This window comes from Streptomyces sp. NPDC021020 (genome assembly GCF_044333285.1).
GTDB lineage: Bacteria > Actinomycetota > Actinomycetes > Streptomycetales > Streptomycetaceae > Actinacidiphila.
This window is the reverse complement of record NZ_JBIRQQ010000002.1, coordinates 355,401-374,913: the sequence shown is the minus strand read 5'-3', so window position 1 is coordinate 374,913 and position 19,513 is coordinate 355,401. Positions and strand designations below refer to the sequence as shown.

General features: G+C 72.6%; 13 protein-coding genes. 10 read left to right on the top strand and 3 right to left on the bottom strand.

What is annotated here, in order from left to right:
* Positions 1-6 precede the first annotated feature (6 nt).
* On the bottom strand, positions 7-2,472 hold the full coding sequence (locus ACH4SL_RS06010; RefSeq protein WP_398442196.1) for a SpoIIE family protein phosphatase: 2,466 nt from the start codon (positions 2,470-2,472) through the stop codon (positions 7-9).
* A gap of 353 nt (positions 2,473-2,825) precedes the next feature.
* Here ACH4SL_RS06010 and ACH4SL_RS06005 point away from each other — a divergent pair, with 353 nt between their 5' ends.
* Positions 2,826-4,424 carry an MFS transporter gene (locus ACH4SL_RS06005; protein ID WP_398442195.1) on the top strand — a complete coding sequence of 533 codons (1,599 nt, stop codon included), beginning with the start codon at positions 2,826-2,828 and terminating at the stop codon, positions 4,422-4,424.
* Positions 4,425-4,614: 190 nt separating this feature from the next.
* On the opposite strand, the gene ACH4SL_RS06000 is transcribed toward ACH4SL_RS06005, so the two are convergent.
* Together ACH4SL_RS06000 and ACH4SL_RS05995 are read right to left on the bottom strand one after the other, a co-directional pair.
* Positions 4,615-7,023 (bottom strand): MFS transporter, encoded by a 2,409-nt coding sequence (locus ACH4SL_RS06000; RefSeq protein WP_398442691.1) that lies wholly within the window; start codon positions 7,021-7,023, stop codon positions 4,615-4,617.
* A 346-nt stretch (positions 7,024-7,369) separates the two neighbouring features.
* A complete protein-coding gene (locus ACH4SL_RS05995) occupies positions 7,370-7,819 on the bottom strand; it encodes an SRPBCC family protein (protein WP_398442194.1) in 450 nt (149 codons plus the stop codon).
* Between the two features lie 131 nt (positions 7,820-7,950).
* Between ACH4SL_RS05995 and ACH4SL_RS05990 the strand changes: the two genes are divergently transcribed.
* From ACH4SL_RS05990 to pssA, 9 genes are all read left to right on the top strand, one after another.
* Complete coding sequence (locus ACH4SL_RS05990) at positions 7,951-9,015, top strand: Rv2578c family radical SAM protein (protein WP_398442193.1); 1,065 nt, start codon at positions 7,951-7,953, stop codon at positions 9,013-9,015.
* A 365-nt stretch (positions 9,016-9,380) separates the two neighbouring features.
* Positions 9,381-11,252, top strand: coding sequence for a 3-hydroxyacyl-CoA dehydrogenase family protein (locus ACH4SL_RS05985; protein ID WP_398442192.1), 1,872 nt, complete (start codon positions 9,381-9,383; stop codon positions 11,250-11,252).
* Between the two features lie 115 nt (positions 11,253-11,367).
* Positions 11,368-12,159, top strand: coding sequence for a TetR family transcriptional regulator (locus ACH4SL_RS05980; RefSeq protein ID WP_398442191.1), 792 nt, complete (start codon positions 11,368-11,370; stop codon positions 12,157-12,159).
* A gap of 372 nt (positions 12,160-12,531) precedes the next feature.
* Positions 12,532-13,905, top strand: coding sequence for a crotonyl-CoA carboxylase/reductase (gene ccrA, locus ACH4SL_RS05975; RefSeq protein WP_398442190.1), 1,374 nt, complete (start codon positions 12,532-12,534; stop codon positions 13,903-13,905).
* Positions 13,902-15,938 (top strand): protein meaA, encoded by a 2,037-nt coding sequence (locus ACH4SL_RS05970; RefSeq protein ID WP_398442189.1) that lies wholly within the window; start codon positions 13,902-13,904, stop codon positions 15,936-15,938. Before ccrA ends, ACH4SL_RS05970 begins: the two co-directional genes overlap by 4 nt.
* A gap of 2 nt (positions 15,939-15,940) precedes the next feature.
* The gene (locus ACH4SL_RS05965; protein WP_398442690.1) at positions 15,941-16,477 is read left to right on the top strand and encodes a MaoC family dehydratase; all 537 of its coding nucleotides are present in this window, start codon (positions 15,941-15,943) and stop codon (positions 16,475-16,477) included.
* 1 nt (position 16,478) lies between these two features.
* Positions 16,479-17,693: an acyl-CoA dehydrogenase family protein gene (locus tag ACH4SL_RS05960; RefSeq protein ID WP_398442188.1), complete on the top strand. Its 1,215-nt coding sequence runs from the start codon at positions 16,479-16,481 to the stop codon at positions 17,691-17,693.
* A 192-nt stretch (positions 17,694-17,885) separates the two neighbouring features.
* A complete protein-coding gene (locus ACH4SL_RS05955; protein WP_398442187.1) occupies positions 17,886-18,533 on the top strand; it encodes a phosphatidylserine decarboxylase in 648 nt (215 codons plus the stop codon).
* Positions 18,520-19,371 (top strand): CDP-diacylglycerol--serine O-phosphatidyltransferase, encoded by an 852-nt coding sequence (gene pssA / locus ACH4SL_RS05950; protein WP_398442186.1) that lies wholly within the window; start codon positions 18,520-18,522, stop codon positions 19,369-19,371. The genes ACH4SL_RS05955 and pssA overlap by 14 nt, the downstream gene beginning before the upstream one ends.
* Positions 19,372-19,513 lie beyond the last annotated feature (142 nt).

The window sequence follows — 19,513 nt, the reverse complement described above, 5'->3', positions numbered from 1 at the left end:
CAAGGACTACGGAAGGGCCTGCTCGAACCACACCGTCTTGCCCCGCGCGGAGCGGCTGGTGCCCCACTCGCGCGCGAGCCTGCTCACGATCCGCACCCCGCGCCCGCCTTCGTCCTCGGGACCCGCGCTGAGCAGCACCGGCACCCCGTGGTCGTCGTCGGACACCTCCACCAGCAGGGCGTCCGCCCGCACCATCCGCAGCCGTACGGGCCCGTCGTGCGCATGCCGTACGGCGTTGGTGACGACCTCGCCGACCAGCAGCTCCGCGGTCTCGGCGGCCTCGGCCAGCCCCCACTCGCGCAGCCGCCCGCGCACCAGCGAGCGGGCCCGGGCGACCTCGCGCGGCTCGGCGGCCAGTTCCCACTCGGCGACGTCGGAGCGCGGGATGCCGTTCAGCCGGGCCATCAGCAGGGCGACGTCGTCGGCCCGGCCGCCGCGCCGGTTCAGGGCGCGGATGACGGTGTCGCACGCGGTGTCCATGGACGCGGCCGGGTGCGCGGCGCTCTCGCACAGCGCGGCCAGGCCCGTCCCGATGTCCTGCCCGCGCACCTCGACGAGCCCGTCGGTGCACAGCACCAGCCGGTCGCCGGGCGCGACGGGGAGGCGCACCGTCTCGAAGGGCACCCCGCCGACGCCGAGCGGCGCACCGGTCGGCAGCTCCAGCAGCTCGCTGCGGCCGTCGGCGGCGCGCACCAGCACCGGGGGGATGTGCCCGGCGTTGGCGATCTCCACCTCGGACTCCACCGGGTCGTACACGGCGTACAGGCACGTCGCCAGGTACTGCTCGCCGAGCCGCTGCGCGAGGTCGTCGAGATTGCGCAGCAGTTGCGCGGGCGGCAGGCCGAGCTGCGCCATGGTCTGCACGGCGGTGCGGAACTGGCCCATCATCGCCGCGGAGTTCAGCCCGTGGCCCATGACGTCGCCGACGACCAGCGCGAGCCGCGAGCCGGGCAGCTTGACGGCGTCGAACCAGTCGCCGCCGACCCGGCCGAGCCGGGTGCCGGGCAGGTAGCGGGTGGCCACGTCGCAGCCGGGCATCCGCGGCGGGATGTGCGGCAGCATGCTGTCCTGGAGGGTGTCGGCGACGTTCTCCTGGTACGTGTACATGCGCGCGTTGTCGAGCACGAGCCCGGCGCGGGCGGCCAGCTCGGCGCCGGTGACGCGGTCCATGTCGTCGAACGGCGGCCGCTCGCGGTGCCGCAGCAGGATCATGAAGCCCAGCACCACGTCGCGCGCCTTGAGCGGCACCACCAGCATGGAGCGGTGGGTGATCAGCGGGCTGATGTCGCGCTTGGGGAACTGCTCGGCGATGGCGCGGCCCAGCTCCTCGCCGATCCGCGGGACGAGCACCGGCTCGCCGGTGGTCATGCACTGGAAGAAGGGGGTCTGCGCGGGGAAGGGCATCGACTCGCCGACCGGCACCACGTCGTCCCAGCGGCCCGGCTCGTCGGTGTGCTCGACCGCGACGCGATACCACATGGTGGTGACGTCCGGCGGCCCGTCCGGGAAGCCCTCGCCCGCGAGCACCTGCTCGCGCAGGTACGTGCCCGCGACGTCCGTGAAGCGCGGCACGACCGCCTTGCTGACCTCCTCGACGGTACGGGCCAGGTCCAGCGAGGTGCCGATCCGGCGACTCACCTCGTTGAGGAATTCCAGGTGCTCGCGCACCGCCACGTACTCCAGGTCCGGCGCCAGGTCGTCGGCCGGTACGGACCGCGGGTCGGCCGCGGCCGCCTGCTCCGCGGCCCGCCGCCGGGCCAGCCGCTCGGCGCGGCGCGGCACGCCCCAGTCCGGCGTGACGGGGACCCGGTCGTGGCGGCTGATCTCCAGCACCGGGTAGCCCAGCTCCAGCACCTGCGCCACGACCCGGGCGCCGTCCAGCGGGTTCATGCCGGGCAGGATCTCCGGCAGCTGCCTGGCCAGCTCGTCGGCCTCGGCGAATTCGGTGTGCAGGGCGAAGCCGGGCGCGACGCGCGGGGCCGCCCCCGCGCCCTCCTCGGGATCCGCGGCCCCGGCGTCCGGCAGCGCGCGCAGCAGCGGGGCGGCGTCCGCGGCCAGCACCAGCAGCCGTTCGGGCCCGGGGCCGGCCAGTGGGTAGGCCCACCACAGCACGTCGAGCGCCTCGCCCGCCGCGGGCTTCTCGCCGAAGAGCCGCGCCCGCCCCGCGGTGGGGTAGGGGCCCGCGCCGTCCAGCGGGTCGTCGAGGTCGCCCAGGCCGCCGAGGTCGCCGAAGCCCGCGCGGCCGCCGGTCGGGTACGCCGGGCCGCCCGGCGGCGGCTCGGGCGCCACGCCCTCCAGTGCGCCGGCCACGGGCAGCAGGTCGGCGGCGGGGCGTCCCACGGCCTCGACCCGGGAGGGGCCGAAGAGCCGGCACGCCCCCGTACTCCAGTGCGACACCCGGCCGGCGGCGTCCACGACGATCACCGCGAGCGGGATCCGGCCGGAGAAATCCGGCGGAATACGGGCGTCCATGGTCGGCTGGGCTCCTTCCCCCGGCAGCCGCGGATCCCGTCCCGGCAGGTGGGGCCACCCGTACGGCGCAAGAACTGCGATGCCGGTACCACGGTACGACCGGTACGGTGTGGCGCGGGCCGCAACTGCTGAATCCGGCGTACGCCCGCGCGCGGGCAACCGCGCGCGTCGTGCTAGCGTCCGAAGCCTGTGTTCGACTCCGATCCGGGCCTGCGAAGCGTCGGGGTCCGACCCCGCCGGAAAGCCGCCCGGCCGGGGCAACGCAACCGCCCGCTACCGGAAGAGGCCTTGTGACGACCTGGCAGCCTGCGCGGGTTTCCGCTTCGCGGAAACCCAGGGACCTGTCGCGCCGCGTGAACGTACGCCATCCGGTCGTCGTGGCCACCGCGGTGGCCGCCGTACTTCACCTGCTCTGGGCCTTCTACCTGGCCAAGGACTCCGGCGACATGGCCGCGCAGTATGCGTGGACCGACTTCATACGGGCCCACCCGTCGGCGTCGTACAACTTCTCCTGGTACGGCGGGATGCACCCCGCCTCCTACAGCATCCTCTCGCCGTACATCATGGCCGCGCTGGGGGTGCGGACGACGGCGGTGATCGCCGGCACGCTGTCGGCGACGGTGGGCGCGGCGCTCCTGGTCCGCAGCGGAATCCGGCGTCCGATGGTGCCGGTGCTGTGGACGACGTTCGCTCTTTGGTGTGACGTCGTCTCCGGCCGGGTCACCTTCGCGCTCGGCATGCTCTTCGCGATGGTCGCCACGCTGGTGCTCTTCCCCGCCGCGCAGAATCTGCGGGGCCGCTCCCCGCAGCTGGCCACCGCGGCGGCCATGACGGGGCTGGCCACGATGTGCAGCCCGGTGGCGGGGCTGTTCGTCCTGGTGCTGGCGGCCGCGCTGTTCCTGACCGGGCGCCGGGTCGACGCGTACGTGCTGACCGCGGTGCCGCCGCTGGTCGTCGGCGCGACCTCGCTGCTCTTCCCCTTCTACGGGGTGCAGCCCTTCGCCTGGTACTTCGCGATCATCCCGTTCGCCATCGCCGTCGTCACCGCGCTCGTGGTGCCGCGGCAGTGGCGGGAGGTCCACGCCGGCTCCTGGCTCTACGCCGCCGGCGTCGCGCTGACCTGGATCATCCCCTCCCCCATCGGCAGCAACGTCGAGCGCCTCGCGCTGCTCTTCGGCGGCACGGTGATGCTCCTCGTGGCCCGCGACAGCAAGTGGACCGGCTACCGGCTGGTGGCCCTGTGGCTGGCCTTCGCGGGCGTCGCGGCCTGGCAGATCACCAAGCCGATCATCGACCAGGTCAACACCACCGCCGTCACCTCCACGGTGCGGCACGCCCCGCCGCTCATCGCCGAGCTGCAGAAGGTCCAGGCCGACCGCGGCCGCGTCGAGGTCGTCCCGCTGCGCTCCCACTGGGAGGCGTCGGGCCTGTCCCCGTACGTCAACCTGGCCCGCGGCTGGAACCGGCAGGCCGACGTCGAGCGCAACCCGCTCTTCTACGACGGCACGCTCAACGCCGACTCGTACAAGGCGTGGCTGGAGCACTGGAGCGTCTACTACGTCGTGCTGCCCGCCGACGAGCCGGACGGCGCGGCCGTCGCCGAGGCGAAGATCGTCCGCTCCGCCCCGGAGTGGCTGCACCCGGTGTGGAGCGACCCGAACTGGCAGGTCTTCAAGGTCGCCGGCGAGGTCGAACCACTCGCCGACCCGCCGGCCACCGTCGAGGAGGCCGGGCCGGCCGAGCTGACCGTCTCCATGCCGAACGCCGGCAGCGTGCTGCTGAGGATCCCGTGGTCGCCGGTGCTCGGGATCGAGGGGGCGAAGGACAACCAGCACGGGTGCCTTGCCGCCGACGGCGAGTGGACCCGCCTCTACGTGCCAGCCGCCGGCACGTACCGTATCGGCGGCTCCTACACGGACATCCGGGGCACCCAGTGCCCCAAGCCCAGCTGATCTGCTGCGCAGGGCGGTAAGCCGGGGGCGCGGGGAACTGCGCGAGCAACCACCCACCGGCCGGTGGTCCGTTACGGACCGAACTGCCCCTTCGGGCCGGTGACGACGTGACGGCACGTCGTGGCTGGTCGCGCAGTTCCCCGCGCCCCTAAAAACGCTCACCCGGCGCGGCAAGCGCTAGCGCTGAGAGCTAATCCGGGTGGCCGAGCTGGAGGTCGCGTTCGGTGCGGCCGCCGCCCGCGACCTGGAGGACGGTCGCCACCGGCGGGTAACCCGCCGCGATGACGGTGTACTCCCCGGCCGCCAGGTCGACGAAGCGGAAATTGCCGTCGGGGCCGGTCGTGACGGAGTCGACGACGTTGCCCGCCGCGTCCAGCAGGGTCACGCGCGCGTCCTCGACCGTGCGGCCGCCGGGCGCGCGGACGGTGCCGCGCAGGACCGCGCCGCCCGCCAGCTCGACGTCCTGCCGGGTCTCGCGGGAGGCCTGGACGGTGACGGGGAGCGCGGCGGGCCGGAAGGCGGGGGCGCTCGCGGCCAGCGTGTACTCGCCGGCGACCAGTTCGGCCAGGACGTACTCGCCCTCCCGGCCGCTGCGGGCGGTGCCCACGACGTCGCCGCGGACATCGGTGAGGGTCACGACGGCCTCGCGCACCGGTGTCCCGTCGGCGGTGCGCACCGCGCCGGCCAGGCGCCCCGCGCCGCCGAGGACGACGTCGAGGTCGACCGGGTGCTCCCCGACGGTGACGCTGACCGCCTGCGGCTGGTGCCCGCCGGCCGCGGCGATGAGGACGTAGCTGCCCCCGCCGGGCGCACTGAGCGCGAAGCGGCCGTCCGTCGCGGTGGCGCCGCGGCCGACCTGCCGCCCGGTGCCGTCGATGAGGGTGAGCGCGGCGAGGCCGACCCCGCTGCCGTCGGAGTGCTGGACCGTGCCGCACACGGCGACCCCGCTGTGCGGCGGGGCGGCGAACGGGACCGACCGGGCGCCGGGCAGTGACGGGCCGCCCGCCGTACCGTCGAGATACTCGGCGGCGGGGCCGTCGTACGCGGGGGTGGCGGTCGCGGCCCCGGGGCCGTGCTGGGTGACCAAGGGTTTCTCCTTGAGCAGGAAGGCGAAGAGGAAGCCGAGTACGAGCACCGGCACCAGGTAGAGGAAGATCCGGGGCATGGCCTCGGCGTAGGCCCGGATGTAGCCGTCGCGCACCGCCGCGGGCAGGGTGCGGACGAGTTGCGGGGTGACCGACTGCGGGTCGGGCAGCCGGGCGCCGTGCGGCAGTTCGGCGGCGAGGCGCGTGCCGAGCCGGTTGGCCAGGAGCGTGCCGAAGATCGCGGCGCCGACGGAGCCGCCGATCTGCCGGAAGTAGTTGTTGGCGCTGGTGGCCGCGCCGATGTCGGAGGGCTGCACGGAATTCTGCACGGCGAGCACCAGCACCGGCAGCACCATGCCGATGCCGAGGCCGAGCACGGCCATGTAGACGCTGTACGTGACCTGCGGGGTGTTCGCGTCCATGAGCGACAGCAGCCACATGCCGGCCGCGGACAGCGCGCCGCCCAGGACGGGGAAGATCTTGTACCGCCCGGTGCGGCTGATGAGCTGGCCGCCGGCGATCGAGGCGACGACGACGCCGAGCATCATCGGCAGCATGAGCAGGCCCGAGCTGGTGGCGCTCGCGCCGTCGACCATCTGCAGGAAGGTCGGCAGGTAGCTGGCGGCGCCGAAGAGGGCGACGCCGACGACGCAGCCGATGAGGGCCGTGACGTTGAAGACGCCGTCCCGGAAGAGCCGCAGCGGGATGACGGGCTCGGCCGCGTACCGCTCGACGACCAGGAAGAGCAGCGCGCAGGCCGCGGCGCCCGCGCCCAGGCCCAGGATCTCCCGGGAGCGCCAGCCGTACGTGGAGCCGCCCCAGGTGGTGAGCAGCACCAGGCAGGTGGAGCCGGCGGCGAGCAGCAGCGCGCCCAGCACGTCCAGCTTGGGGCGCGCGGCCGGCTTGGGCAGCTTCAGTACCAGCGCGATGACGGCGAGGGTGACCAGGCCGAAGGGGATGTTGATCGCGAAGCACCAGCGCCAGGAGGCGTGGTCGGTGAAGAACCCGCCGAGCAGCGGCCCTGCGACCGAGGCGAGCCCGTAGGCGGCGCCGATGGCGCCCATGTAGCGCCCGCGCTCCCGGGGCGGCACGATGTCGGCCATGATCGCCTGGACGCCGATCATCAGCCCGCCGCCGCCGATGCCCTGGACGGCGCGGAAGGCGATCAGCTCGTTCATCGAGCGCGACCAGGCCGCCAGCGCGGAGCCGACGACGAAGGTCAGGATCGCGAACTGGAAGACGCCCTTGCGGCCGAAGAGGTCGCCGAGCTTGCCGTAGATCGGCAGGCCGATGGTGGACGCCAGCAGGTACGCGGTGACGACCCAGGACATCTTGTCGAGGCCGTGCAGCTCGCCGACGATCTTGGGCAGCGCGGTCGCCACGATCATCTGGTCGAGCGCGGCCAGCAGCAGGGCCAGCATCAGGCCCAGGAAGACCAGCCGGACCCGGCGCGGTGCCAGGTCGACCGGCGCGGCCCCTTGCGGTGCTTCAGCCTCGTCCCCGGTCTCCCGCACGGGTCCGCCGCCCGCGGGGGCCAGTACGACCGCGGTGTCCTCCGGCGTGTCCCCGGCGATCACCGCCGCCTGCCGCGGGACGGGGCTGCGGGCCCCGCCCGGCTGCCCGTCCTCCTCCGCCCTGCCGGCTGCGCCGTCCTTGGCCAGTGCCGCCGTCCGCGCCGTGAGCGCGCTGCCTGCCACCCGTCACTCCCCTCGTCACACCTGCTCCGCCACCGTCTCCGCCATGAGGCGACAACGAAGCAGGGGCGCGGCGATTCTCAGGAAGTAGGCAAAACCACCCGTATCAGTGAAAGATCGCGAAACCGGTCGAGTGACAGGCGGGACAGAACGCCCCGGCGGGCGTTCAGCTGCCGGTCTCGACCTCGGCGGCGAACTTCGCGAGGATCTCGTCGTAGATGCGGTTCAGCCCCTTGGGCGCGAAGGTGCGCTCGAAGAAGCCGCCGATACCGCCGGCGCCCTGCCAGCGGGTCGTGGCGACGACCTTGCTGCGCCCGGCGCCCGCCTCGGTCACCGTCCAGGCGGTCGTCATGCTGGAGTTGCGGTCGCTCTCCAGCAGCTGCCGCTCGGCGGGCGCGGTGACGTCCAGCAGGCAGTCGCGCACCCGCTTGCTCGTGGCCTGGAGCCGCCAGTGCACCAGCGTCCCGGCACCCTTGCCGCCCTCGCGCACCTCGTACTCGCTGAACTGCTCAGGCAGCACGCGGCCGCGGGTGCCCGCGTAGTCGGCGAGCGCGGCGTAGACGCGCTCCGGCTCCGCGGCGACGACCCGCTCGGTGGTGGCCTCGACCAGCGCCATTGATTCTCCTCGGTCCGTGTCCGTGCGCGCTCTTCGTGCGACGCGCCGCACAAGCCAACCACACCTGATTTTCGAATCTGTGTTCTATTGTGGAGGAGAACGGCACACCGGACGACCGCAGGGAGGGCGCCATGCGCTGGGAACAGCTGGGCCGGGAGGACGCGACGGCCGCGCTCTTCGGCACCGACGCGGTGACCCGCCGCTTCGACACGCCCGAATTCCGCGGCATCACCTTCCACGAGGTGCGCGCCCGCTCGATCCTGAACCGGGTGCCGGGCGCGTCGCGCATGCCCTTCGAGTGGACGGTGAACCCCTACCGCGGGTGCAGCCACGCGTGCGTCTACTGCTTCGCGCGCAAGAGCCACAGCTATCTGGACCTGGACACCGGGCTGGGCTTCGACACCCAGATCGTGGTGAAGACCAACGCGCCGGAGCTGCTGCGCCGCGAGCTGGCCGCGCCGCGCTGGCGCGGCGAGCATGTCGCGATGGGCACCAATGTCGACTGCTACCAGCGGGCCGAGGGCCGCTACCAGTTGATGCCCGGCATCCTCGCGGCGCTGCGGGACCGCGCCAACCCCTTCTCGATCCTCACCAAGGGTTCGCTGATACTGCGCGACCTGGAGCTGGTGCGGCAGGCCGCACGCGTCACCGAGGTGTCCATCGCGCTGTCGGTCGGCTTCCTGGACGGCGAGCTGTGGCGCAGCGTGGAACCGGGCACGCCTTCCCCCCAGACGCGCCTGGCGGTCTGCCGCACCCTCGCGGAGAACGGGATACCGGTGTCGGTGCTGATGGCGCCGGTGCTGCCCTTCCTCAGCGACTCGCCGGAGCAGTTGCGCGCGACGGTGCGGGCCGTCGCCGCGGCCGGGGCCGGGTCCGTGACCCCGCTGGTGCTGCACCTGCGGCCCGGCGCCCGCGAGTGGTACATGGCGTGGCTGGCCCGCGAGCACCCGCATCTCGTACGGCGCTACGAGGTGATGTACGCGGGCGGGGCCTACGCGCCGACGTGGTACCAGCGCCGGATCACCCGCCAGGTGCACGAGTTCGCCGCGGAGGTCGGCTGCGGCCCGGCCGGCGGCTTCCGCAGGCCGGCGGCGGACCGCGGGGCCGTACGGGAGCGGGAGCCGGCACGGGAGCCGGAGCCCGTGCGGGAGCGGGATCACGGCGAGCCCGGCGACACCCAGCTGACGCTGCTCTGATCCCGCCGGGCGGGCGCGGGTCCGGCCCGTACGCGCGCCACGGGGGCGTACGTACGGCGGCCCGCGCCCGTACGGGAACCGCGCTCATCTGTCGGCGGCCCAGATCACATGCGCGCGGGGGTGGCGCTTAAGTTACTCGCCGGTTACTCTCGAAAGCACCGTGCACGGCGGCCTGGTGACGCAGCCGCCGGGCACCGCACGACCACGTTCGGTCCGGCATCATCGCGGCCCGGCCCCGGGACAGGGCCGGCCAGGTCTCCCGCGGGCGCGCCCCCACCACACCGGCTGCCCCGCGACTCCACCCACCCTCATCCCGCCGTGCGCGCCGCGGCGCGCCCGCGCTTCCCAGCGTCTGGAGTCACGCGATGTCCCGTCCCTCCGCACCCGAATCACCCGAGTCACCTGCGTCACCCGCACTCACCGCCCCCGCCGCGCAGCCCGGCGCCGGCTCGCCCGCCGCTCCCCTCTCCGTCGTCGCCGTCGTGGGCCTGGGCACCATGGGCACCGGTATCGCCGAGGTCATGGCCCGGGCCGGCCACGAGGTCGTCGGCATCGACACCGACCCCGGCGCCGCCCGCCGCGCGGTCACCGCCCTGGAGCGCTCGACGGCCCGCGCGGTGGAGCGCGGGCGCTGCACCGCGGACGAGCGGGCCGACGCGCTCGCCCGCTTCCGCACCTTCCCCGACCTGCGGGCGTCCGCGGCCGCCGACCTGGTCGTCGAGGTGGTCGACGAGCGCTACGACATCAAGCGGGAGGTCATCACGGCACTGGACCGGCTGGCCAAGCCGGAGGCGATCCTCGCGACCGGCACCAACGCGCTGTCCGTGACCCGCCTCGCGGCCGAGACCGGCCGCCCCGACCGGGTGCTCGGCCTGCACTTCTTCGCGCCCGCGCCGGCCATGAAGCTGGTCGAGGTCGTCTCCACCGTGCTGACCTCGCCGCAGACCACGGAGGCGGTCACCGCGCTGGTGCGCAGCCTCGGCAAGGAGCCGGTCCCGGTCGGCGACCGGCCCGGTTTCATCGCCGACGGCCTGCTCTTCGGCTACCTCAACCAGGCAGCCGCGATGTTCGAGGCGCGCTACGCGACCCGGGAGGACATCGACGCGGCGATGCGGCTGGGCTGCGGCCTGCCGATGGGCCCGCTCGCACTGCTGGACCTGATCGGCATCGACACCGCCACGACCGTGCTGGACGCGATGTACGAGGCGACCCGGGACCGGCTGCACTCCCCCGCGCCCGTGCTGCGCCAGCTCGCCGCGGCGGGACTGCACGGCCGCAAGTCGGGCCGCGGCTTCTACCGCTACGAGGCGCCGGGCAGCTCCGCGGTCGTGCCCGAGCCCCGCGCCCCGGAGGGTGCGGCGGCGCCCGCCGTCCGCGGGCGCGAGGTCCGCACCGTGGGCGTGGCCGGGTCCGGAACGATGGCGACGGGCATCGCCGAGGTCTTCGCCAAGGCGGGCTTCCCGGTGCGGCTGGCGGCGCGCAGCCCGGAGAAGGCCGAGCGGGCGGTCGCCCGGGTCGCGGCGGCGCTGGACCGCGCGGTGACCAGGGGGCGGCTGGACGCCGGGCAGCGGGACGCCGCGGTCGCGCTGGTGACGCCCGCCGTGTCGTACGACGACCTGGCGGAGGCCGACCTCGTGGTGGAGGCGGTGGCCGAGGACCTCTTCGTCAAGCAGGAGCTCTTCCGGACGCTGGACAAGGTGTGCCGGCCCGGCGCGGTGCTGGCCACGACGACGTCCTCGCTGCCGGTGGTGGCGATCGCCCGGGCGACCGGGCGCCCGCAGGACGTCGCCGGGATGCACTTCTTCAACCCGGCGCCGGCCATGAAGCTGGTCGAGGTCGTCTCCACCGTCCTGACCGGCGACGACGTGCGCGCCACCCTGCACGAGGTGTGCGCGAAGGTCCGCAAGCACCCGGTGGACTGCGGCGACCGGGCGGGCTTCGTCGTCAACGCGCTGCTCTTCCCGTACCTGAACAACGCCGTGAAGATGCTCCAGGACCACTACGCGAGCGTGGAGGCGATCGACGCGGCGATGAAGCTCGGCGGCGGCTACCCGATGGGGCCCTTCGAGCTGCTGGACGTGGTGGGCCTGGACGTGTCGCTGGCGATCGAGCAGGTGCTGCACGACGAATTCCGCGACCCGGGCCTGGCGCCCGCGCCGCTGCTGGAGCATCTGGTGTCCGCGGGGTGCCTGGGCCGCAAGACCGGCCGCGGCTTCCGCGAGTATGCCCGCCGCTGAGCGCCCCGGACGCCCCCGCCCGACCCCCGCCCGGGACACCGGCCCTCCCGCCCGGAGCTGGGGCTCTTTTCCCCCGGGTGCCGGGCGGGGCGGTCCGCCGTGTTACGTTCCCCACATGCCCCAGTCCGCGAAGTCCGGCGTCCCCGAGGGCGGACACGTCCCCCGTGCCGCCGCCCAGCGGCAGCGCGTACGGCAGGATCTGGCGGCGGCCGCGATGCACCTGTTCGCCACGCAGGGCTACGAGGCCACGACGGTCGACGAGATCGCCGCCTCGGCGGGCGTGGCGCGGCGCACCTTCTTCCGGCACTTCCGCTCCAAGGAAGAGGCGATCTTCCCCGACCACGACGACACCCTGGTGCGCGTGCAGGCGGTGCTGGACTCCGCCGACCCGCACGAACACCCGCTGGACACGGTGTGCCGCGGCATCACCGAAGTGCTGCGGATGTACGCGCAGCTGCCCGAGGTGTCCGTCGAGCGCTACCGGCTGACGCGCGAGGTGCCGACGCTGCGCGAGCGCGAGATCGCGTCGGTGGCCCGTTACGAGCGCCTCTTCACCCGCTATCTGCTGGGCCATTTCGACGAGAGCGCGCAAGGCTACGGCGACGACGACCCGCTGCTCGCCGAGGTCGCGGCATCCGCGGTGGTGGCCGCGCACAACCATGTGCTGCGGCGCTGGCTGCGGGCGGACGGCAAGGGCGACGTGGAGGCGCAGCTGGAGCACGCCTTCGACGTCATCAAGGCGACCTTCGGCACGGGCATCGGGGCCGGCCGGATACCGTCCCGCGGCGCGGCCCACCGGCCCGCGACGGTGACCCGGCAGGACGAGGTCGTGGTCGCGGTGGCGCGTACGGACGCCTCGCCCGCGCAGATCCTGCGCAGCATCGAGGAAGCCCTCCGCCGGGCCTGAGCTCCACCTTTTCGGGAAACCCCTGTTCAGCGGCCGTCCGGATCACCCGGACGGCCGCTGTTGCCTGCCGTGCCGCGCGGGGTGACACTGAAAAGAAAAAATATGGCACGCAGTGTCTTTACGACTGGCACGCGGTGCCATACGGTAATCCCCAGTCCGGGCGGACGGCCCGCGGTGACCCCCCGCAGGCCGGCTGTCTCCCCTGGCCCGGACGCCTGCGTCACAGGCATCCCGCGCCACCGCGCGGTTCCTTCGCTCCACCTGTTCCGTCCCCGTCCACGCCGGACCGACGACGGCACCCTCACCCCACCCGACCCCAGCGTTCCCCGGCATCCCCTCCCCCGCCGGAACGCTTCGCCGGAGGCGAGTCACATGAAGGAAATCCTGGACGCCGTGATCGCGGCCGAAGGCCCCGGCAGCAGCGCCGACTTCGCGGCGCTACCGCTGCCCGGGTCCTACCGCGCGGTCACCGTGCACAAGGACGAGGCGGAGATGTTCTCCGGCCTGGCCACCCGCGACAAGGACCCGCGCACGTCGCTGCACCTGGACGAGGTGCCGGTGCCCGAGGTCGGCCCCGGCGAGGCCCTGGTCGCGGTGATGGCCAGCTCGGTCAACTACAACTCGGTCTGGACGTCGATCTTCGAGCCCGTGTCGACCTTCGCCTTCCTGGAGCGCTACGGCCGCACCTCCCCGCTCGCCAAGCGGCACGACCTGCCCTACCACGTCATCGGCTCCGACCTCGCGGGCGTCGTCCTGCGCACCGGCCCCGGCGTCAACAAGTGGCGGCCCGGCGACCGGGTCGTGGCGCACTGCCTGAGCGTCGAACTGGAGTCGGCCGACGGGCACGACGACACCATGCTCGACCCCGAGCAGCGCATCTGGGGCTTCGAGACGAACTTCGGCGGCCTGGCCGAGATCGCGCTGGTCAAGTCCAACCAGCTCATGCCCAAGCCGGAGCACCTGACCTGGGAGGAGGCCGCCGCCCCCGGACTGGTCAACTCCACCGCCTACCGGCAGCTGGTCTCCCGCAACGGCGCCGGGATGAAGCAGGGCGACAACGTCCTGATCTGGGGCGCGAGCGGCGGACTCGGCTCCTACGCCACGCAGTTCGCGCTGGCCGGCGGCGCGAATCCGATCTGCGTCGTCTCCAGCCCCGAGAAGGCGGCGATCTGCCGGGCGATGGGCGCCGAGGCCGTGATCGACCGCAGCGCCGAGGGCTACCGCTTCTGGCGCGACGAGCACACCCAGGACCCGAAGGAGTGGAAGCGCTTCGGCGGCCGCATCCGCGAACTGACCGGCGGTGAGGACGTCGACATCGTCTTCGAGCACCCCGGACGCGAGACCTTCGGCGCCAGCGTCTACGTCACCCGCAAGGGCGGCACCGTCGTCACCTGCGCCTCCACCTCCGGCTACACCCACGAGTACGACAACCGGTATCTGTGGATGTCCCTCAAGCGCATCGTGGGCTCGCACTTCGCCAACTACCGTGAGGCCTGGGAGGCCAACCGGCTGATCGCCAAGGGGAAGATCCATCCGACGCTGTCGCGCTCCTACCCGCTGGCGCAGACCGGCCAGGCCGCGTACGACGTGCACCGCAACCTGCACCACGGCAAGGTCGGCGTGCTCGCGCTGGCCCCTGAGGAAGGCATGGGAGTGACCGACCCCGAGATGCGCGAACGCCACCTGGCGTCCATCAACCTCTTCCGCGACGCCGCGTCCGCCGTCGCCGCGGGAGCGGCCGCGTGAGCGGGCCCGGGCAGCGCGACCGGCCGTGGCTGATGCGGACGTACGCGGGCCACTCGACCGCGGAGGAGTCCAACGCGCTCTACCGGCGCAACCTCGCCAAGGGCCAGACGGGCCTGTCCGTAGCCTTCGACCTGCCGACGCAGACCGGCTACGACGCCGACCACGTCCTCGCCCGCGGCGAGGTGGGCCGGGTCGGGGTGCCGGTCGGGCACCTCGGCGACATGCGGCGGCTCTTCGCGGACATCCCGCTCGACCGCATGAACACCTCGATGACCATCAACGCCACCGCCATGTGGCTGCTGGCGCTCTACCAGGTGGTCGCCGAGGAGCAGGGGGCCGAGCTGCCGGCCCTCCAGGGCACGACGCAGAACGACATCGTCAAGGAGTACCTGTCGCGCGGGACGCACGTCTTCCCGCCCGGCCCGTCGCTGCGGCTGACCACCGACATGATCACGTACGCGGTGCACCACGTCCCGCGCTGGAACCCCATCAACATCTGCAGCTACCACCTCCAGGAGGCGGGCGCGACGCCGGTGCAGGAGGTCGCGTACGCGATGTCGACCGCGGTCGCCGTGCTGGACGCGGTGTTCGCCTCCGGGCAGGTGCCCGAGGAGCGGCGCGGCGAGGTCGTGGGGCGGATCTCCTTCTTCGTCAACGCCGGGGTGCGCTTCGTCGAGGAGATGTGCAAGATGCGCGCCTTCGGCCGGATCTGGGACACCGTCACGCGGGAGCGCTACGGCGTCGAGGACCCGCGGCAGCGCCGCTTCCGCTACGGGGTGCAGGTCAACTCGCTCGGGCTGACCGAGGCGCAGCCGGAGAACAACGTGCAGCGCATCGTGCTGGAGATGCTGGCGGTGACGCTGTCCAAGGACGCCCGCGCCCGGGCCGTCCAGCTCCCGGCCTGGAACGAGGCGCTGGGCCTGCCCCGGCCCTGGGACCAGCAGTGGAGCCTGCGCATCCAGCAGGTGCTGGCCTACGAGAGCGATCTGCTGGAATACCCCGACCTCTTCGACGGCAGCCATGTCGTCGAGGCGAAGGTCGCCGAGCTGGTGGAGCAGGCGACCGCCGAGATGGCGCGCATCGAGGAGATGGGCGGCGCCATGGCCGCCGTGGAGTCCGGCTACCTGAAGTCGGAGCTGGTGGCCTCGCACGCGGCGCGCCGGGCGCGTATCGAGTCGGGCGAGGAGAAGATCGTCGGCGTCAACGTCCACCAGGCCACCGAGCCGAGCCCGCTGACCGCCGATCTGGACACCGCGATCCACACCGTGGACCCGGCCACCGAGGCCCGCGTGGTGGCCGCGCTGGAGGAGTGGCGGCGCGAGCGCGACGAGCCGCGCGCCAAGGCCGCGCTGGTGGCGCTGCGGGAGGCCGCCGAGGGCACGGACAACCTGATGGCGGCGACCCTGGAGTGCGCCAGGGCGGGCGTGACGACCGGCGAGTGGGCGGGCGCGCTGCGCGAGGTCTTCGGCGAGTTCCGCGCCCCGACCGGGGTCGGCGGCGCGCCGGTGGCGGTCGCGGCGGACGACGGCGGGGCGCTGGCGGAGGTACGCCGCCGGGTCGCGGCGACCGCGCGGGAGCTGGGCGGCGGGCGGCTGCGGCTGCTGGTCGGCAAGCCGGGCCTCGACGGGCATTCCAACGGCGCCGAGCAGATCGCCGTACGGGCCCGCGACGCCGGCTTCGAGGTCGTCTACCAGGGCATACGGCTGACCCCCGAGCAGATCGTGGCGGCCGCCGTGGCCGAGGACGTGCACTGCGTGGGCCTGTCGATCCTGTCCGGGTCGCACAGCGCGCTGGTGCCGGACGTGCTGGAGCGGCTGCGCACTGCGGGCGCGGACGACATGCCGGTGGTCGTCGGCGGGATCATCCCGGCCGCGGACGCGGCCACCTTGCGGGCGGCCGGTGTGGCGGCGGTGTTCACGCCCAAGGACTTCGGTATCACCGGGATCATCGGCCGGATCGTGGACGAGATCCGGCGCGCGCACGATCTCGACGGGTTCGCCGGACCCGTCGAGCAGGACAAGCTGGAGGTATGACCGTGCAGTTCGGCCGCACTTACGAGGAGTTCGAGGTCGGTGCCGTCTACCGGCACTGGCCGGGGAAGACCGTCACCGAATACGACGACCACCTCTTCTGCCTCCTCACCATGAACCACCACCCGCTGCACATGGATGCCAACTACGCGGAGAAGACCACCGATTTCGGCCGCAACGTGGTCGTCGGCAATTACGTCTACTCGCTGCTGCTGGGGATGTCCGTACCGGACGTGTCGGGCAAGGCGATCGCCAATCTGGAGGTCGAGTCGCTGCGGCACGTCGCGCCGACCTTCCACGGCGACACGATCTACGGCGAGACGACGGTGCTGGACAAGTGGCCGTCCAAGAGCCGGGACGACCGCGGCATCGTCCGCGTCGAGACGCGCGGCCACAACCAGGACGGCACCCTGGTGTGCGTCTTCCACCGCAAGGTGATGGTGCCGACCGCCCGCTACGTCGAGCAGCGCGGCGGCGAGCAGCCGGGCCGCCCGCAGCCGCAGCCCGTGAAGCAGCCCTCGACGCAGCCGGAAGGGAAGTGACATGGCCGACCGTCTCGCGCACACCGACGGCCTGACCGAGATCCAGCGGGAGATCATCGGCACCGTCCGGGAATTCGTCGACAAGGAGATCCTGCCGGTCGCCACCGAGCTGGAGCACCGCGACGAGTACCCCCTCGCCATCGTCGAGGGCCTCAAGGAACTCGGCGTCTTCGGGCTGATGATCCCCGAGGAGTACGGCGGTCTCGGTGAGTCGCTGCTCACCTACGCACTGGTCGTGGAGGAGATCGCGCGCGGCTGGATGAGCGTGTCGGGCATCATCAACACGCACTTCATCGTCGCGTACATGATCCGCCAGCACGGCACGCAGGAGCAGAAGGACCACTTCCTGCCGCGGATGGCGGCGGGCGAGGTGCGCGGCGCGTTCTCGATGTCGGAGCCGGGCCTGGGCTCGGACGTGTCCGCGATCCGGACCAGGGCGGTCCGCGACGGGGACGCGTACGTGATCAACGGCCAGAAGATGTGGCTGACCAACGGCGGCTCGTCGAACCTGGTCGCGGTGCTGTGCCGCACCGACGAGGGGCAGCCGGCGGACGCGCCGCCGCACCGCTCGATGACCACCTTCCTGATCGAGAAGGAGCCGGGCTTCGGCCCCAACGCCACGGTGCCGGGCCTGACCGTGCCGGGCAAGATCGAGAAGATGGGCTACAAGGGCGTCGACACCACCGAGCTGGTGCTCCAGGACGTGCGGATCCCCGCCGACCGGGTCCTCGGCGGCACGAGCGGGCGCGGTTTCTACCAGATGATGGACGGCGTCGAGGTGGGCCGGGTGAACGTCGCCGCGCGTGGCTGCGGTGTCGCCAAGCGTGCCTTCGAGCTGGGCATCGGTTACGCACAGCAGCGGCACACCTTCGGCAAGCAGATCGCCGAGCACCAGGCCGTGCAGTTCAAGCTCGCCGAAATGGCCACCAAAGTGGAGGCCGCCCACCAGATGATGGTCAATGCCGCACGCAAGAAGGATTCCGGCGAGCGGAACGATCTGGAGGCGGGTATGGCCAAATATCTCGCATCGGAGTTCTGCAAAGAAGTCGTCGAGGACGCCTTCCGCATCCACGGCGGCTACGGCTTCTCCAAGGAGTACGAGATCGAGCGGCTGTACCGGGAGGCCCCGATGCTGCTGATCGGCGAGGGGACCGCCGAGATCCAGAAAATGATCATCGGGCGGCGACTTCTGGAGGAGTATCGAATCCAGGGGTAAATGTCCAATTTTGGAAGGATTTACCCGAGGCAAACATCACACTGTGCCGTGGTTTCGGCCGCCGGAGAGCCACCAGAACCGGCCATCGACTCGCCCTCGCGCTTGCCCAGTTGCCGGTGTCAGCCGATACCATCGACCAAAGCCGCCGTCCCCAGAAGCAATTCGCGGCATCCTCCGCTACGAAGGTCTTCCATGCCCCACAGCCATTCCCCTGCACCGCGCGGCCGGGTCCGCCTCGCCCGTGGAGCATCACCGTGGCTCCTCCCGACCGTCGCCACCGCGGCGGTCTCCCTCGTCAAGGCGCGCCACTCCGGCCGCTGGGCGACCGTGGCAGTCCCCGCCACCGCCCTGGCGGCCGGGATGCTGTGGTTCTTCCGCGACCCGGAGAGGGAGATCGCCGAGGGACGGGTGATCAGCCCGGCCGACGGTGTGGTCCAGAGCATCATGCCGTGGAAGGACGGGCGCACCCGCGTCGCGATCTTCATGAGCCCGCTGAACGTGCACGTCAACCGCGCTCCGCTGGCCGGCACGATCTCCTCCGTCGAGCACATCCCCGGCGGGTTCGTTCCGGCGTTCAACAAGGAGAGCGAGAACAACGAGCGGGTCGTGTGGCATTTCGACACCGACCTCGGCGACATCGAGATGGTGCAGATCGCCGGCGCCGTCGCGCGCCGGATCGTGCCGTACGTGCCGCGCGGCTGCAAGGTCGAGCAGGGCGACCGCATCGGGCTCATCCGCTTCGGCTCGCGCGTCGACGTCTACCTCCCCGAGGGCATCGAGGCAGGCGTCGAGGTCGGGCAGACCACCACGGCTGGGGTGACACGCCTTGACCGTGACTGACGGCGATACGGCGCAGTCCGACTGGGTGACCGAACTCCAGGACGAGGTCGACGACCTCCCCCTGTCCACCCGGCTGTCCATCGCGGACGCGCTCACGCTCGGCAACGCGATCTGCGGCTTCCTGGCGGTCTACTTCACCACCACCGGGGTGCTGGTCCCGCATCTGATGGGCACGAGCGACGGCGGCATGTCCAAGCACAGCGCGGCCACCGCGGTCTCGCTCATGCTGCTGGCCTCCGTCTTCGACCTGTGCGACGGCCTGGTGGCGCGCAAGCTGCGCAGCTCGGCGATGGGCGCGGAGCTGGACAACCTCTCCGACCTGATCAGCTTCGGGCTCGCCCCGGCGTACTTCGTGGTCGTGTGGGGCCTGGTCGCCGACGACGCGTACGGCAAGGTGTCCGCTGCGGCGGCCGTCCTCGTGGTGCTCGCGGTCGTCCTGCGCCTCGCGCGCTTCTCCTGCACGACGCTGCGGGACGGCGTCTTCCAGGGCATGCCCAGCCCCTTCGGGGCGATGACGGTGGTCTCCCTGATCCTGCTGGAGCTGCCCTTCGCCCCGACGATCTGCGCGATCGTGGGTGTGGCGTGGCTCATGGTGAGCCGCGTCGAATACCCCAAGCCGCGCGGGCGGCTCGCCCTGATCACCTTCGCCTGGACGATGGTGAGCATGGGCTGCCTCACCGCCTGGACGCTGGACGTGCCCGGCGGGCACCAGCTCCTCCAGACCGGGGCCGCGCTCCAGTGCGTCGCCGCGGCGGTGATTCCGTGCTTCGCGACGACGCGCCGGGTGAACACGATCCGCGCGAACCGCCGCGAGGCGCGCGCCACCGCGCTTCGGTAACCCCGTAGTCCCTGCCCGGCCGCGCAGAGTGAGCTTTCACACTGCGTGGCCGGGTTCTGCGTTTCTGCTGCGCAGGGCGGTGACCGTTGTTAGGGGCGCGGGGAACTGCGCGCTCAGCCCCCACCGGGGCGCGGGCAGTCAC